This is a genomic window from Hymenobacter puniceus (assembly GCF_014333525.1).
In the GTDB taxonomy this organism is placed as follows: domain Bacteria; phylum Bacteroidota; class Bacteroidia; order Cytophagales; family Hymenobacteraceae; genus Hymenobacter.
Map to the genome: position 1 here is coordinate 46,441 of NZ_JACSCX010000010.1, position 14,003 is coordinate 60,443.

At 60.0% G+C, this 14,003-nt stretch carries 13 protein-coding genes; 10 read left to right on the forward strand and 3 right to left on the reverse strand.

Annotated features, from left to right (window positions below):
- Positions 1–2: 2 nt before the first annotated feature.
- From kdpB to H8B14_RS19695, 7 genes are all read left to right on the forward strand, one after another.
- Positions 3–2,051 (forward strand): potassium-transporting ATPase subunit KdpB, encoded by a 2,049-nt coding sequence (gene kdpB / locus H8B14_RS19670; RefSeq protein ID WP_187317381.1) that lies wholly within the window; start codon positions 3–5, stop codon positions 2,049–2,051.
- Positions 2,052–2,206: 155 nt separating this feature from the next.
- Positions 2,207–2,767 carry a potassium-transporting ATPase subunit KdpC gene (gene kdpC / locus H8B14_RS19675; protein WP_187317382.1) on the forward strand — a complete coding sequence of 187 codons (561 nt, stop codon included), beginning with the start codon at positions 2,207–2,209 and terminating at the stop codon, positions 2,765–2,767.
- 3 nt (positions 2,768–2,770) lie between these two features.
- Positions 2,771–2,905 (forward strand): hypothetical protein, encoded by a 135-nt coding sequence (locus H8B14_RS21225; protein WP_261990105.1) that lies wholly within the window; start codon positions 2,771–2,773, stop codon positions 2,903–2,905.
- Between the two features lie 253 nt (positions 2,906–3,158).
- Positions 3,159–4,259, forward strand: coding sequence for a porin (locus tag H8B14_RS19680; protein WP_187317383.1), 1,101 nt, complete (start codon positions 3,159–3,161; stop codon positions 4,257–4,259).
- 239 nt (positions 4,260–4,498) lie between these two features.
- Complete coding sequence (locus tag H8B14_RS19685) at positions 4,499–5,677, forward strand: sensor protein KdpD (RefSeq protein ID WP_187317384.1); 1,179 nt, start codon at positions 4,499–4,501, stop codon at positions 5,675–5,677.
- Positions 5,678–5,799: 122 nt separating this feature from the next.
- Entirely contained in the window at positions 5,800–7,581 is a 1,782-nt protein-coding gene (locus tag H8B14_RS19690) for a HAMP domain-containing sensor histidine kinase (protein ID WP_187317385.1), read from the forward strand.
- A gap of 180 nt (positions 7,582–7,761) precedes the next feature.
- Positions 7,762–8,334 carry a fasciclin domain-containing protein gene (locus H8B14_RS19695; RefSeq protein WP_187317386.1) on the forward strand — a complete coding sequence of 191 codons (573 nt, stop codon included), beginning with the start codon at positions 7,762–7,764 and terminating at the stop codon, positions 8,332–8,334.
- A 134-nt stretch (positions 8,335–8,468) separates the two neighbouring features.
- Here H8B14_RS19695 and H8B14_RS19700 read toward each other — a convergent pair whose 3' ends face one another.
- Positions 8,469–9,608, reverse strand: coding sequence for a J domain-containing protein (locus tag H8B14_RS19700; protein WP_187317387.1), 1,140 nt, complete (start codon positions 9,606–9,608; stop codon positions 8,469–8,471).
- Positions 9,609–9,756: 148 nt separating this feature from the next.
- On the opposite strand from H8B14_RS19700, the gene H8B14_RS19705 reads away from it, so the two are divergent.
- The 3 genes from H8B14_RS19705 to H8B14_RS19715 are packed head-to-tail and all read left to right on the forward strand — an operon-like array spanning position 9,757 to position 11,656.
- The gene (locus H8B14_RS19705) at positions 9,757–10,143 is read left to right on the forward strand and encodes a phage holin family protein (protein ID WP_187317388.1); all 387 of its coding nucleotides are present in this window, start codon (positions 9,757–9,759) and stop codon (positions 10,141–10,143) included.
- 6 nt (positions 10,144–10,149) lie between these two features.
- On the forward strand, positions 10,150–10,911 hold the full coding sequence (locus H8B14_RS19710; protein ID WP_187317389.1) for a hypothetical protein: 762 nt from the start codon (positions 10,150–10,152) through the stop codon (positions 10,909–10,911).
- Positions 10,889–11,656 (forward strand): geranylgeranylglyceryl/heptaprenylglyceryl phosphate synthase, encoded by a 768-nt coding sequence (locus tag H8B14_RS19715; protein WP_187317390.1) that lies wholly within the window; start codon positions 10,889–10,891, stop codon positions 11,654–11,656. Before H8B14_RS19710 ends, H8B14_RS19715 begins: the two co-directional genes overlap by 23 nt.
- Before the next feature lie 124 nt (positions 11,657–11,780).
- Here H8B14_RS19715 and H8B14_RS19720 read toward each other — a convergent pair whose 3' ends face one another.
- Positions 11,781–12,704 carry a helix-turn-helix domain-containing protein gene (locus H8B14_RS19720; protein WP_044015067.1) on the reverse strand — a complete coding sequence of 308 codons (924 nt, stop codon included), beginning with the start codon at positions 12,702–12,704 and terminating at the stop codon, positions 11,781–11,783.
- A 158-nt stretch (positions 12,705–12,862) separates the two neighbouring features.
- Positions 12,863–14,002 (reverse strand): acyl-CoA dehydrogenase family protein, encoded by a 1,140-nt coding sequence (locus H8B14_RS19725; protein ID WP_187317391.1) that lies wholly within the window; start codon positions 14,000–14,002, stop codon positions 12,863–12,865.
- Between the last annotated feature and the right edge of the window lies 1 nt (position 14,003).

Consider the following 14,003-nt stretch of genomic DNA (forward strand, 5'->3'; position numbering starts at 1 on the left):
TCATGTCAACTAAATCCCAATCTCTCTTTCAACCCGCGCTGGTGTCGGAGGCCGTGAAACAGGCGTTCGTGAAGCTCGATCCGCGCATCATGTTCCGCAACCCGGTGATGTTCACCGTGGAAATCGGGACGGTGGTGATGCTGCTCGTGACGCTGGCGCTGCTGGTGAAGCCCGATGCCGCCCAGGGCTCGTTCGGCTACAACTTCACCGTGTTTGTGGTGCTGTTCCTGACGCTGCTGTTCGCCAACTTCGCCGAGGCCATTGCCGAAGCCCGCGGCAAGGCCCAGGCCGAAAGTCTGCGCAAAACCCGCGAGGAAACGCCCGCCCGCGTACTCGATGCCAACGGCCAGGAGTCGTCGGTTTCTTCGTCTCAGCTCCAGAAAGGCCAGATTTTCCTAGTGGAAGCTGGCGAAATCATCCCCACCGACGGGGAGATTATCGAGGGCCTGGCCACCATTGATGAGTCGGCCATTACGGGCGAGTCGGCCCCGGTGATTCGGGAGGCCGGCGGGGATAAGTCCAGCGTGACGGGCGGGACCAAGGTGCTGTCGGACCGCATTAAGGTGGTGGTGACGACGGCCCCCGGTGAGTCGTTCCTGGACAAGATGATTGCCCTGGTGGAAGGCGCTTCGCGGCAGAAAACGCCCAACGAAATTGCCCTCACCATTCTGCTGGCCGGGTTCACGCTGGTGTTTGTGCTGGTGTGCGTGACGCTGGCCCCGTTTGCCGAGTATTCTAAGACGCCCATTGCCATTTCGGCCTTCATTGCGCTGTTCGTGTGCCTGATTCCGACCACCATCGGCGGGCTGCTCTCGGCCATCGGCATTGCGGGCATGGACCGCGCTCTGCGCGCCAACGTCATCACCAAAAGCGGCAAAGCCGTGGAAACGGCCGGCGACATCGACGTGCTGCTGCTCGACAAAACCGGCACCATCACCATCGGCAACCGCAAAGCCACCCACTTCTGGCCCGCCCCCGGCATCACGGAGGCCCAGATGGTAGAGGCCGCCACCCTGGCCTCGCTCACCGACGAAACGCCCGAGGGCAAGAGCATCGTGGAGCTGGCCGGCGAAACCCGCCGCTCCGACGTGGCCGGTCTGCGCACCCGCCTGCAGGGCGCTGAGCTGATTAAGTTCACGGCCGAAACCCGCAGCTCGGGCGTGACGCTGCCCGATGGCACCCGCCTGCGTAAGGGCGCTTCCGATGCCATCCGGCAGCTGGCCGCCCGCGCCAACCAGCCCTTCCCCCAGGAAACCACCCAGCGCGTGGAAGCCATTGCCAGCAACGGCGGCACCCCGCTGGTGGTCAGCCAGAACGACCAGGTGCTGGGTGTGGTGGAGCTGCAGGACATCATCAAGCCCGGCATTCAGGAGCGGTTTGAGCGCCTGCGCAAAATGGGTATCAAAACGGTGATGGTAACCGGCGACAATCCGCTCACGGCCAAGTTCATTGCCGAAAAAGCCGGCGTGGATGACTTCATTGCCGAGGCCAAGCCCGAGGACAAGATGCAGTACATCCGCAACGAGCAGCAGCAGGGCCGCCTAGTGGCCATGATGGGCGACGGCACCAACGACGCCCCCGCCCTGGCCCAGGCCGATGTGGGCGTGGCCATGAACTCGGGCACCCAGGCCGCCAAGGAAGCCGGCAACATGGTGGACCTCGACAACGACCCCACCAAGCTCATTGAGGTGGTGGAAATCGGGAAGCAGCTGCTGATGACGCGGGGCACGCTCACCACGTTCAGCATTGCCAACGACGTGGCCAAGTACTTCGCCATTGTGCCCGCGCTGTTCATGGTGGCCATTCCGGCCCTGGGCGCGCTCAACATCATGGGCCTGAAGTCGCCGCAGTCGGCCATACTTTCGGCCGTGATTTTCAACGCCGTGATTATTCCGCTGCTGGTGCCGCTGGCGCTGCGCGGGGTGGCCTACAAGCCCATCGGGGCCTCGGCCCTGCTGCGCCGCAACCTGCTGGTGTACGGCCTGGGCGGCGTGATTGTGCCCTTCATTGGCATCAAGGTGATTGACTTGGTGGTGGGGCTGTTTTTGTAGAAAGCTGACGTTTGAACAGATAAAAAAGAACGTCATGCTGAGCGAAGCCGGAGGCGAAGTCGAAGCATCTCTACCGCAGTAGTATTCAATACCGATTCAACGAAGCGGTAGAGATGCTTCGACAAGCTCAGCATGACAGACAACACAAAATCAACATGAAACAGAACCTGCTTCCCGCATTCCGCCTGACCCTTGTGCTGCTGGTGGTGTGCTGCCTGATTTACCCCGCGTTGGTGTGGGCCGGCGCTCAGCTGGCCCCGGCCAGCGGGCAGGGCGAAACCATCAGCCACAAGGGCCGCGTGGTGGGCTACGATAACGTGGGCCAGAACTTCACCCGGCCCGAGTATTTCCAGGGCCGCCCCTCGGCCGTGGACTACAACGCCGCCGGCTCGGCCGGCTCCAACAAAGGCCCTAGCAACCCCGATTACCTGGCTACCGTGCAGGCCCGCCTCGATACGTTCCTGGTGCAGAATCCCGGCGTAACCAAGGCCCAGGTGCCGGCCGAGCTGCTCACCGCCTCCGGCTCGGGCCTCGACCCGCACCTCTCGCCGGCCGCCGCCGCCGTGCAGGTAACCCGCGTGGCCCGGGCGCGCAACCTAGAAGTGGCCAAAGTGCAGGCCCTGGTGACGGAGCACACCCAGCACAGCGCCTTCGGCCCCGACCGGGTGAATGTGCTGCGCCTGAACGTGGCCCTCGACGCCCTGCAGAACCGCTAGCCGATGGCTGCTTCCGCGCACCGGGCCCGCGCCCACTGGCGGCTGCGGGCCCACCGGCACCGCGGCCGCCGCTTCCGCCCCGGCTACACCCTGCTGGCCCTGGCGCTGCTGTGGCTGCTGCTGCAACTGGTAGCCTGAGCCAGTAGCCAGTAGCGCGAACTGTGTAGTTCGCGCCCCCCGTGCCGTTGCAACGATTGTCGTTCTGGGGCGCGAACTACACAGTTCGCGCTACTGCCTCCCGGCCCGATTTTGTTGCTTTACATCCTCAATTCCGTATTACTTCCCCGCCACCCGCCTGATCAAAAAACGTCAGGCTCCCCCTCTCCCCGAGGCTTCGCGCATCAAGCGAACCGGGGGCCGGGGGGAGGTCCTCCGCATTCTTTCTCTCCCCATGAAACCACTGGTTCTTTCTACCGCTACTGCGCTGCTCACAGCTTCAACTGCTATGGCCCAAACCACGCCCGATTCCACGGCGGCTGCGGCCAATCCGCTGACCACGTATGGCTTTGTGGATGGCTATTATGGCTACGACATCAAGCACGCGGCAGGCAACCAACGGCCCGGCTTCCTGTACTCGCACAACCGCCAGAACGAGTTTACGGTCAACAACGCCGTCATCGGGCTGCGCTACGACAATGGGCAGGTGCGCGGGGCCCTGGGGCTGCACGCGGGCACCTACGTATCGGCCAACTACGCGGCCGAGGACCAAGTGCTCAAGCACCTCTACGAAGCCTACGCGGGCTTCCGGGCCTTCAAAAAAGCCTGGCTCGACGTGGGTATTTTCGGCTCGCACATCGGGTTTGAGTCAGCCCTGAGCAAGGACAACTGGACGCTGACCCGTTCGCTAATGGCTGAAAACTCGCCCTACTATGAGGCCGGGGCACGGCTGACCTACGAGGTGAGTCCCAAGCTGACGCTGACCGGGCTGGTGCTCAACGGCTGGCAGAACATCCGCGAAAACAACCAGGCCAAAGCCGTGGGCACCCAAATTCAGTGGAAGCCCACCGATAAGCTGCTCATCAACAGCAGCACCTTCTACGGCAACGAGCAGCCCCAGGACTCGGTGCGCCGCCGCCGCTACTTCCACGATTTCTACGTGAGCTACGCCGCCACCGACCGCCTCAGCCTGGCTTTGGTGTTCGACGTGGGCAAGCAGGAAAGCGAGCAGCGCGGCGGCAAGGCCGATACCTGGCACACCGGCGCGGCCTTCGTGCGCTACAAGCTGGCCGATAAGTGGACCGCCGCCGCCCGCGCTGAGTACTACAACGCCGACCGGGGCGTCATCATCAGCACTATTTCGCCGGTAGCCGCCGCCACCGATTTCAAGGTGCAGGCCGCCTCGCTCAACCTCGACTACGCGCCCACCCCCAACGTGACGTTCCGGGTAGAGGGCCGCACCTTCCACGGCCGCCAGCCCTTCCTCTCGGACCGCAACGGCAACCCCACCCGCAACTACGGCAACCTCACCAGCAGCATCGCGCTGGCGTTTTAGCTTCTATTTAGAACGTCATTCCGAGCGAAGGCGGAGCCGCAGCCGAGGAATCTCGCGTGCTGACGTTGCCCAGCTACCTGTCATGCTGAGCTTGCCGAAGCATCTCTACTGCTGCGTTGAAATACCGCCTCAAACGTCAGCACGCGAGATTCCTCGCACGCTACTCGGAATGACGTTCCACCAAAGCGGTAGAGATGCTTCGGCTGCGCTCAGCATGACGTTCTATTATCTCCTTGACCATGTTAACCCTAGCCAACAACGACGACCAACAGCGCGACCAATCGGCCGAGCGGTTTCTGCGGCTGGTGCAGCAGCGGCGGCGCGGGCGGCTGAAGGTGTACCTGGGGCTGGCCGCCGGCGTGGGCAAAACCTACCGTCTGCTGCAGGAAGCCCACGAGCTCCGCGCCCACGGCGTGGATGTGGTGCTGGGCTACGTGGAAACCCACGGCCGCCCCGGCACCGTGGCCCAGCTGCGCGACCTGCCCACCGTGCCGCGCAAGCACATCTTCTACAAAGGCCGCATGCTGGAGGAAATGGACGTGCAGGGCATTCTGCAGCGCCGACCCTCGGTGGTGGTGGTGGATGAGCTGGCTCATACCAACGTGCCCGGCTCCGAAAACGAAAAACGCTGGCAGGACGTGGAGCAGCTGGTGCGGGCCGGTATTTCGGTGCTTACGGCCGTCAACATTCAGCACCTCGAAAGCCTCCACGACCAGGTACTGCGCATCACCGGCACCGACGTAACGGAGCGCGTGCCCGACCAGGTGCTGAAGCAGGCCGACGAGGTGGTGAACGTGGACCTGACCGTGGGCGAGCTGCGCGGACGGCTTCAGGAAGGCAAAATCTACGACGCGGCCAAGGTGCCCATGGCGTTGCAGAACTTCTTTCAGGCCGAAAACCTGCTGCAGCTGCGCCAACTGGCCGTGCGCGAAACCGCCAACCTCATCAGCCGCCAGATTGAAACCGACGGCGGCGGCGCGGCACCTGTGGCCCCCGAGCGCCGCAACCAGGACCGCCTGCTGGCCTGCATCAACGCCAACGCCCCGGCCGCCAGGGAAATCATCCGCAAAACCAGCCGCCTCGCCGACCGCCTCTCGGCCGCGTCCTGGGCCGTGCTCTACGTACAGACGCCCCGCGAATCGGCCGACCGCATCAACCTGGCCACCCAGCGTCACCTGCTCAACAACCTGCAGCTCACCACCGAGCTGGGCGGCCAGATTCTGCGCGTGAAAGCCACCGACGTGGTGCCCGAAATCCTGCGCGTGGCCCAGGAGAAAGGCGTCACGCTGCTGATTTGCGGCGTAACCAGTGAGAAGAGTTGGTGGCAACGCCTGCTGCGCCCCGGCGTCACGCGCCGCCTCATTCGCGCCGTAGCCCGCTCCCCGCTGGACGTGGACGTGTTTCTGGTGAGTTACTGATGTAGCTAACGCCCAGCAGAACGTCATGCTGAGCTTGTCGAAGTATCTCTACCTCTGGCTATATCATACTATTGCAACGAAGCGGTAGAGATGCTTCGACTGCGGCTACGCCTTCGCTCAGCATGACGTTCAAATTGAACAACATCCCGCCCATGAACCTCAAAACCAAAATCACCCTGGCCTTCGTCACCATGCTGCTGCTGCTGCTGGGGGTGAGTGCGTTTACCCTGTTCTCGCTCAACCGCCTCGACCGCACGGCGCGCAATGTGCTGCAGGATAATTTCTACTCGGTGGAGCTGGGCCAGCAGATGCTGCGCGCCCTCGACAGCGTGCAGACCGCGCCGCCTGCGGCGTTGTCCAGCTTCCGGGAGGCCCTCACCCGCGAAGCTGGCAACGTGACGGAAGTGGGCGAGCAGGCGGTGGTAGACAGCCTCACGGCCACGCTGGCCCGCTACGAGCGGCTGCCCCAGGCCGCCACCGCCGCCCGGCTCCGCACGCTCACCTACCGCATGATTGACCTGAACACCCAGGCCCTCACCCGTAAAAATGAAGCCGCCAACCGCACCGCCACCCAGCAGCAGCGCTACGTGCTGGCGCTGCTCACCTTCGCCCTGCTGACTTCTCTGCTATTCGTGCTGAGCGTGCCCGAGGCGGCCGTGGGGGGCCTGCGCAAGCTCACAGCCAGCATCGAAAACGCCACCAACCAGGATTACTCGTCCTCCATTCCGGTGGAAAGCCACGATGAGTTTGGCACCGTGGCGCGGGCCTTCAACCGCATGCTGGTACAGCTGCAGGACTACAGCACCTCCACGCTGGCCCAGCTGATGGCCGAGCGCAACCGCGCCGCCAGCATCGTAAACAACCTCGATGAGGGCCTGCTGCTGGTGGATGAGCACCGCCGGGTGCTGCTGGTGAACCCCGTGGCCGCCGAGCTGCTGGGCCAGCCCGCCGCCGGACTGCTGGGCCAGTCGGCCGACGAACTGGCCCGCCACAACGACCTGTTCCGGGAGCTGCTGCGCCACCTGGATACGCCCGCCGCCCAGCGCCCCCAGGAGGCCGCCCCGGTGCTCACGCTGGCCCGCAACGGCGAGGAAGTGTACTACCGCGTGGCCGTGAACGATGTCATCAGCTTCAACGAGGCGCTGGATAAGATGGAATTCGTGGGCTCTATCCTCACGCTGCACAACGTGTCGGAGTTCAAGAAGCTGGACCAAGCCAAGTCGAACTTCCTGGCCACGGTGTCGCATGAGTTGAAAACGCCGCTGTCCAGCATCAATTTCAGCCTGAAGCTGCTGCAGAACGGCAAGGTGGGCGCCGTGAACGAGGAGCAGCAGCGCATTCTGGCCACCATCAAGCAGGAAAACCAGCGGCTGCTGAAGCTGGTGGGCGAGCTGATTGACGTGTCGAGGTTGGAATCGGGCAACATTCAGCTCAACTTCCAGCCCACCCAGGTGCGCGACATCGTGCAGTTCGCCGCCGATACCATCCAGCTCCAGCTCCAGCCCAAGCAGCTTACCCTCGATATTCAGGTGCCCGCCGAGCTGCCCCCCGTGCGCGCCGACATCGAGAAAACCACCTGGGTGCTGCTCAACCTGCTGGCCAACGGCATCCGCTACTCGCCCGAGCAGGGGCAGCTACACATCCGGGCGGCGCTGGCCCCGGGGGGGCAGCAGGTGGAGGTGCTGGTGCAAGACGACGGCCCCGGCATCGCGCCCCAGTACCAGGAAAAAATCTTCCAGCGCTTCGTGCAGATTCCCGACAAAACCGGCTACCGCGGCGGCTCAGGGCTGGGCCTGAGCATTGCCCGCGAGTTCATCGGCAGCCAGGGCGGGCAGCTGTGGGTGGAAAGCGAGCTAGGTAGCGGCAGCACCTTCCGCTTCACGCTGCCGGTGGCGGGCAGATAGCGTAATGTGTATAGTAGACGTTATTGCTAAGCCTTAGGAGCATAGCACTTATAGTGCTGCTTATCAGCCGATTTTATACCGATTATTGAATATTTTTTACATCCAATAAATCCAAGTAGCCGAGCAAAGGCGTAAGTGCTGCCAAATAATCCCCACTCCTTTCTTCTTGCTGCTTCGATTATGAAAAAGACCGTGCTTTCCTTCGCCGTAATGGCCTTTATGAGTGTTGCCGCTATGTCATCGGCACAAGCCCAGGCCAAGATGACACCCGGCACTGTATCGGTAGGTGGCCAGGCTATGTACCCGAATAAGAACATTGTGGAAAACGCCGTAAACTCGGCCGACCACAAGACACTGGTAGCTGCCGTGAAGGCTGCCGGCCTCGTGGAAACCCTGCAGGGTAAAGGTCCCTTCACGGTATTTGCTCCTACTGACGCTGCTTTCAACGCTCTACCAGCCGGCACCGTTGAAACCTTGGTGAAGCCCGAGAGCAAAGCCACGCTTACCAAAATCCTGACCTACCACGTGGTAGCCGGCAACATGACTGCCGACAAGATTATGGCCGCCATCAAAGCTGGCAAAGGCACCGCCAGCCTCAAAACAGTAAGCGGCGGCATCCTGAAAGCCATGATGAACGGCCCCAAAAACGTGGTACTAGTAGACGAGAAAGGCAACGTATCGACTATCTCTACTTACGACGTGACCCAGAGCAACGGCGTGATTCACGTAATCGACAAAGTACTGATGCCCTAACCCAAAATGGTGTTTCTGCACCAACAAAAAAGCGCCTTCCCGGCTGGGAAGGCGCTTTTTTGTTGGTGCCAGTTGCTCTTTGTCGGTTGTCAGAACTATACTAACAACTGACAACAAGCAACTAACAACCAAAATCAAGGGCAGTTCTGGCGGCGGGCCTCATCAGCATAGGTGTAGCCGAGGCGTACGGCTCGCTCAAAAAACTCGCAGGCAGCCGACGCATTACCTTCCTGCTGTGCCAGGCGCCCCAGCAGAAAATGCACTTGCCCATTATTTGGGCGGGCTTCCAGCACTTGCCGGTAGTCGGCGCGGGCCTGGCCCAGGTCCTGCATTTTGTAGTAAGCTAGCCCCCGATAAGTCAGGTACTTGATGGGCAGGGGCCGGCCGGCGCGGGTGCGCAGGCGCAGTCCGGTCGTCAGGTCTTCGGCGGCTTTAGCAAAGGTCTGCTGCTCAAACAAGCGCACCTCGCCCCGTGCCAGCCAGGCTGTGCTTTGGGTTGAGTCCAGCGCCAATGATACTGTAAGGCTTTGTTCTGCCGCATCGGCCTCACCGAGGCCCGCCAGGCACTGCCCCACCCGAAACAGCAGATGGGCCCGCTCAGTGGCCGGCTTGGCATCCGTCAGAGCGGCTTCGTAGTCGGCGCGGGCGGCGGCATAGTTGCGGTTTATCAGTTGCTCAATCTCGCCCCGGCGCCGTAGCGCCGCCGAGTATTCGGGCTTGAAATGCAGCGCCTGCGAAAAATAGGCATGTGCCGTCGACCACTTAGCCTGTCGATACGCCCGCAGGCCATCTTCATAGTTGCTCACGGCCGTTACGTGGTCCATGGCAAATTTGCCACCTAGCACAAACAGCAGCAGTGCGCCCAGCAGCCCGAACGTGAGCAGATAGTCGCGGCGCGTGAAGCGGCGTTGCTTGGGAATGGTGCGGTAGTGCCGCTCGCCGGAGCCGGCCGGCCGCCTGGTGCGCAATGGCGCGGGCGGCGGCATTGGCACGCCGTATACGTGCTGGGTGGGAGCCCTGTACTGCTGCTGCCGCAGTTGCTCGGCGGCCCGCAGGCTGGCCTGGCGCAGTTGCTGGTCGTAGGCGGCCCGGCGGTTAGGGTCGCCCAGCACACCATACGCTACAGCCACCGCCTTGAACCGTTCTTCATACAGTGGGCTGCCACTGTGCTTATCCGGGTGCAGCTCCACGGCCAGCCGCCTGTAAGCGCGCTTTACATCGGCGGCCGTGGCGGTGGCGGCTACACCTAATACGTGATAATGATTCTGGCTCAAGATGCAGACACTTGCCGGTAAAAATACACCGGGTTTCAGACACGCGCGCACTTTTCCCGTATGAATGGGCTATCTGAAAACCGAGCAACAGCCCCGGAGTTCAGTGCCTGCTTTCGAAACATGGTTTTCCGCAAATTCTCTCCCGCTCATGGGCCTTTTCTCCGACGAAGACGACGCTACAAAAACTCCCCGCACCGACAACATCATCGGCAATCTGAAGGGCTATCTGGATACTCGCATTGACCTGGTGCGGCTGGAAGTACAGCAGAAAGTAAAGGGTGCTATGGTTGGTGCCATGCACGGCGCGGCTTTGGCAGGCATCGGGCTGGTATTTTTTCTGTTTCTGAACCTGTTTATAGCATTGCTGCTCAACGAGCAGCTCGACAGTTCCTATTGGGGCTTCGGCATCGTGGCCGGCTTCTATCTGGTGTTGCTGATTGTATTCCTGGTAGGCGTTGACAAGAAAGTATTCCAGGGTGTGGCCGATAAGCTGCTCGACAACACCATCTACAAATCCGACAAACGTCAAGCCTAATCCGACATGGCCGAACTGACCAACCCCTTGTTTGAAGACGAGAAAGAGTTTCTGGAACGCCAGAAGCTGGAGTATGAGCGCGCTTTGATGGGCGACGTAGAGGAAATCAAAGAAAAAACCCAGCAAGCCAGCAAATATGTGGCCATTGGAGCCGGCGTATTAGCTGGCATGTGGCTGCTATCGAAAGCATTTGGCGGTAAAAAAGACAAGGTTCTGCATGGCCGTCAGCATCCCGCGGCTGCTTTACCGGATAGCCGCGCTGCCCGGATTCTGCGCAAGCACCGCGCCAATACCTTGCCTGACCCCAGCACTGCCGACGACCTCGGTTTCGGCAACGGTCATCACGCCGACCGCGGGCAGCAGCTTTCCCAGCACGAGCGGGCCCATATTGCCCCCGATGTCTACCACGCTACTCCCCTCGCGTCGTCCGATGACACCTCACATGACCCGTTTCAGCCAGTTGGAGCTGAAGCATCGTCCTACGCACCGGTGCGGCAGGCAGCATATGGGCACCAGCAAGCGTCGCAGCCAGAAGCGTCATCTCTAGTTGCAGATACCTTCCGAATGTTCCTGCAGTCAGATACCGGCAAAATGCTGGTGGCACAGGCCACGGCTGTTCTGATGGCTGTAGTCGCCAAAAAACTGAATGAGTATTTGCCGATGCTCAAAAATCCCGACCTTGCAACCTCTCCAAAGGAGCCGGAAACCCGGGACATCGACTTTACTTATCACCACGACGACGCGAATGCGCCTCACCAGCCTCTATGATGGCCTCAGCAAGCGCCGCACCCACGGCCGCAAATCCCTGGCCATCCTGCTCGACCCTGATAATCTGACTGAAGCAGGCTGCCGCCAAGTGCTGGCGCTCAGTGAGGCACACCCGGTAGACTACTTTTTTGTGGGCGGCAGTCTGGTAATGAACTCGCACCAGACTGCGCTCATTCAACTTATAAAGCAGCATTCGGCAGTTCCGGTGCTGCTTTTTCCTAGTCATAGCCTACACCTCGATCCGCAGGCCGACGGCATCTTGCTGCTGAGTTTGATTTCGGGCCGTAACCCCGAGTTTCTGATCGGGCAGCACGTTATTGCGGCGCCACTGCTACGTCAGAGCAACCTGCAGATTTTGCCTACCGGCTACCTGCTGGTAGACACCGGCCGCCAGACCACTGCCAGCTACATGAGCGGCACCACGCCCCTCCCCTACGACAAACCCACCATTGCAGCCTGCACAGCTATGGCTGGCGAGCAACTGGGTTTGCGCCTGATGTATCTGGATGGTGGCAGTGGCGCCATGTATCCGGTTTCGGCCGCTACCATCCGCGCCGTGCGCCAGTCAGTTGAAGTCCCCCTGATTGTGGGAGGAGGCATCAATACTGCCGACAAAGCCCAGGCTGCCCTAGCTGCCGGCGCCGATGTTATTGTAGTAGGTAATCAGGTAGAGAAAACGCCCGATTTTCTGGCTGAAGTCTCTCGCGTAGTACAGTCGTTCAACACAGTTCCGGACGTAGCCTAGCTTGCTGAACGGTACCACTAAGTGCCAGTACAGTCTCATCGTTTTCCATTGAAAAGCCCCTTGCTACACTGATAGCAAGGGGCTTTTTTCAAGCCGGCAGATTGCCGGTAGATTGTCGGGAAGATTAGATATTCATGGCCGACTCGCGGCGGCGCATCTTACCGGCCGGGATGCCGAACATCATCTTGAAGCGGCGGCAGAAATACGCCGTGTCTTTGTAGCCTACTTCTTTGCCAATGTCGCGGATGCTCTTCTTGGTGGTACGCAGCAGGAATACGGCGCGCTCCATCCGCTGGTACTCGATGTAGTCCTGCGGGTTGATGCCGGTAAGCATCTTGAAATACTGTCCCACATAATCCTCGCTCACGTTTGCTACGTTGCTGAGCACTTTGTTGGAAAGGTCGCCGCCGATGTTCTCCTTGATGTAGTTGAACAGGTCAATGAGGCGCGGGTCTTTGAAGTATGTACTGTTGGTGGCCAGCTGCTCCACAAACATCTTGTTTTTCAGGATGTAGCGCACGATTTCCACCACAATATTTTCGGTGTAAATCGTAATCAGCCGCTCGCGGCCCGGTAGTTCCTGCAGGCTCTCCTCTACTACCTTAATAATGAGGTTGCCCAGCTTGGAATTGTTGGAAATCAGAAACGCCGGCACGTCCAACGACGCGAAGAAGTTCACCGAATCAAACACCTTGGCCTCGAAGCTCACAAACGAGTGGCTCTCTTCGGCGTCGCCAATTAGGTCGAGGTCGGAATTGGAATGAAAGAACTTGTCTTTGTTGCTGATCAGGTCGTCGTTGGTAATGACTTTGCCAGCTGAGTCGCCATAGTTCACCTTCGTGGCGCGGCCGCCAGGGATAAACAGCATCTCCCCTTCTTCCACTACTTGCTCTTCCTCACCGAAGGTAATACGGCCCTTATGAAGCAGAATCAGGTTATTGCCAACATCATAGGAGTTGCGAACCGTGAAGGGCTGCTGCAACACCAGATTCTTTGCCTTTATGTAGCGTACGCCGAGCGACTCTATCACTTTATTGTAATCTTCCATCTTCGTGGGGCGGTTTGGGTACTAAGGTAAACCCGGCAAAAAGGGCATCCGGACTTATGTAATGCAAATTAAGATATAAAAATTCACAAAAACGAAAAACCCAGTCGAAATTAGACTGGGTTTAATGCAATACTTCTGACTTTTAGGCAATTCGCTTCTTACTTCAGAATTTCCCGAGAGATTACAATTTTCTGAATCTCAGAAGTTCCTTCATAGATCTGCGTGATTTTGGCGTCGCGCATCATCCGTTCTACGTGGTATTCCTTCACAAAACCATAGCCACCATGAATCTGCACGGCTTCCACGGCCGTATCCATGGCTACTTTCGAGGCAAACAGCTTGGCCATAGCCCCCGACTTGGCGTAATCCTGATGCGCATCCTTATCGTGGGCCGACTGCAGGCACAGCAGACGGGCAGCGTCGATGTTGGTAGCCATATCGGCCAGCTTAAACTGGATGGCCTGATGCTGAGAAATCGGCACTCCGAATGCCTTACGCTCCTTCGAGTACTTCAACGACAGCTCATACGCACCGGAAGCAATGCCCAGCGCCTGCGCGGCAATGCCAATCCGGCCACCGGCCAGCACCTGCATAGCGAACTTGAAGCCGAAGCCGTCCTCACCGATGCGGTTTTCCTTAGGCACTTTCACATCGGTGAACAGCAGCGAGCAGGTGTCGGAGCCCCGGATGCCTAGCTTGTTTTCCTTGGGAGCGGTCTGGAAGCCTTCCATGCCTTTCTCCACAATCAGTACGTTGATGCCGCGGTGTTTCAGTTCGGGGTTGGTCTGGGCCACTACCAGATACACAGAGGCCGTGGTACCGTTGGTAATCCAGTTTTTAGTACCGTTGAGCAAATAGTAGTCGCCTTTGTCTTCGGCGGTGGTGCGCTGGCTGGTGGCATCAGAGCCAGCTTCCGGCTCGCTCAGAGCAAAGGCACCGATGATTGCGCCAGACGTGAGGCCGGGCAGATACTTGCGCTTCTGCTCCTCGGTGCCGTATTTCTCCAGGCCCCAGCACACCAGCGAGTTGTTCACGCTCATGATAACCGAGCACGAAGCATCCACTTTGCTGATTTCCTCCATGGCCAGCACGTAGCTCACAGTATCCATGCCGCCGCCGCCGTACTCGGGGCTCACCATCATGCCCATGAAGCCCAGCTCGCCCATCTTTTTGATTTGCTCGGCAGGAAACTTCTGGTGTTCGTCGCGCTCAATCACGCCGGCCCAAAGTTCATTTTGAGCGAAGTCGCGGGCGGCCGCCTGCACGGCGAGTTGTTCTTCGGTGAGCTGGAAATCCATG

Excerpts from the sequence above, each read along its gene's own strand:
- kdpB (WP_187317381.1), top strand. The coding sequence starts at position 3 with ATGTCAACTAAATCCCAATCTCTCTTTCAACCCGCGCTGGTGTCGGAG.
- kdpC (WP_187317382.1), top strand. The coding sequence starts at position 2,207 with ATGAAACAGAACCTGCTTCCCGCATTCCGCCTGACCCTTGTGCTGCTG.
- H8B14_RS21225 (WP_261990105.1), top strand. The coding sequence starts at position 2,771 with ATGGCTGCTTCCGCGCACCGGGCCCGCGCCCACTGGCGGCTGCGGGCC.
- H8B14_RS19680 (WP_187317383.1), top strand. The coding sequence starts at position 3,159 with ATGAAACCACTGGTTCTTTCTACCGCTACTGCGCTGCTCACAGCTTCA.
- H8B14_RS19685 (WP_187317384.1), top strand. The coding sequence starts at position 4,499 with ATGTTAACCCTAGCCAACAACGACGACCAACAGCGCGACCAATCGGCC.
- H8B14_RS19690 (WP_187317385.1), top strand. The coding sequence starts at position 5,800 with ATGACGTTCAAATTGAACAACATCCCGCCCATGAACCTCAAAACCAAA.
- H8B14_RS19695 (WP_187317386.1), top strand. The coding sequence starts at position 7,762 with ATGAAAAAGACCGTGCTTTCCTTCGCCGTAATGGCCTTTATGAGTGTT.
- H8B14_RS19705 (WP_187317388.1), top strand. The coding sequence starts at position 9,757 with ATGGGCCTTTTCTCCGACGAAGACGACGCTACAAAAACTCCCCGCACC.
- H8B14_RS19710 (WP_187317389.1), top strand. The coding sequence starts at position 10,150 with ATGGCCGAACTGACCAACCCCTTGTTTGAAGACGAGAAAGAGTTTCTG.
- H8B14_RS19715 (WP_187317390.1), top strand. The coding sequence starts at position 10,889 with ATGCGCCTCACCAGCCTCTATGATGGCCTCAGCAAGCGCCGCACCCAC.
- H8B14_RS19720 (WP_044015067.1), bottom strand. The coding sequence starts at position 12,704 with ATGGAAGATTACAATAAAGTGATAGAGTCGCTCGGCGTACGCTACATA.
- H8B14_RS19725 (WP_187317391.1), bottom strand. The coding sequence starts at position 14,002 with ATGGATTTCCAGCTCACCGAAGAACAACTCGCCGTGCAGGCGGCCGCC.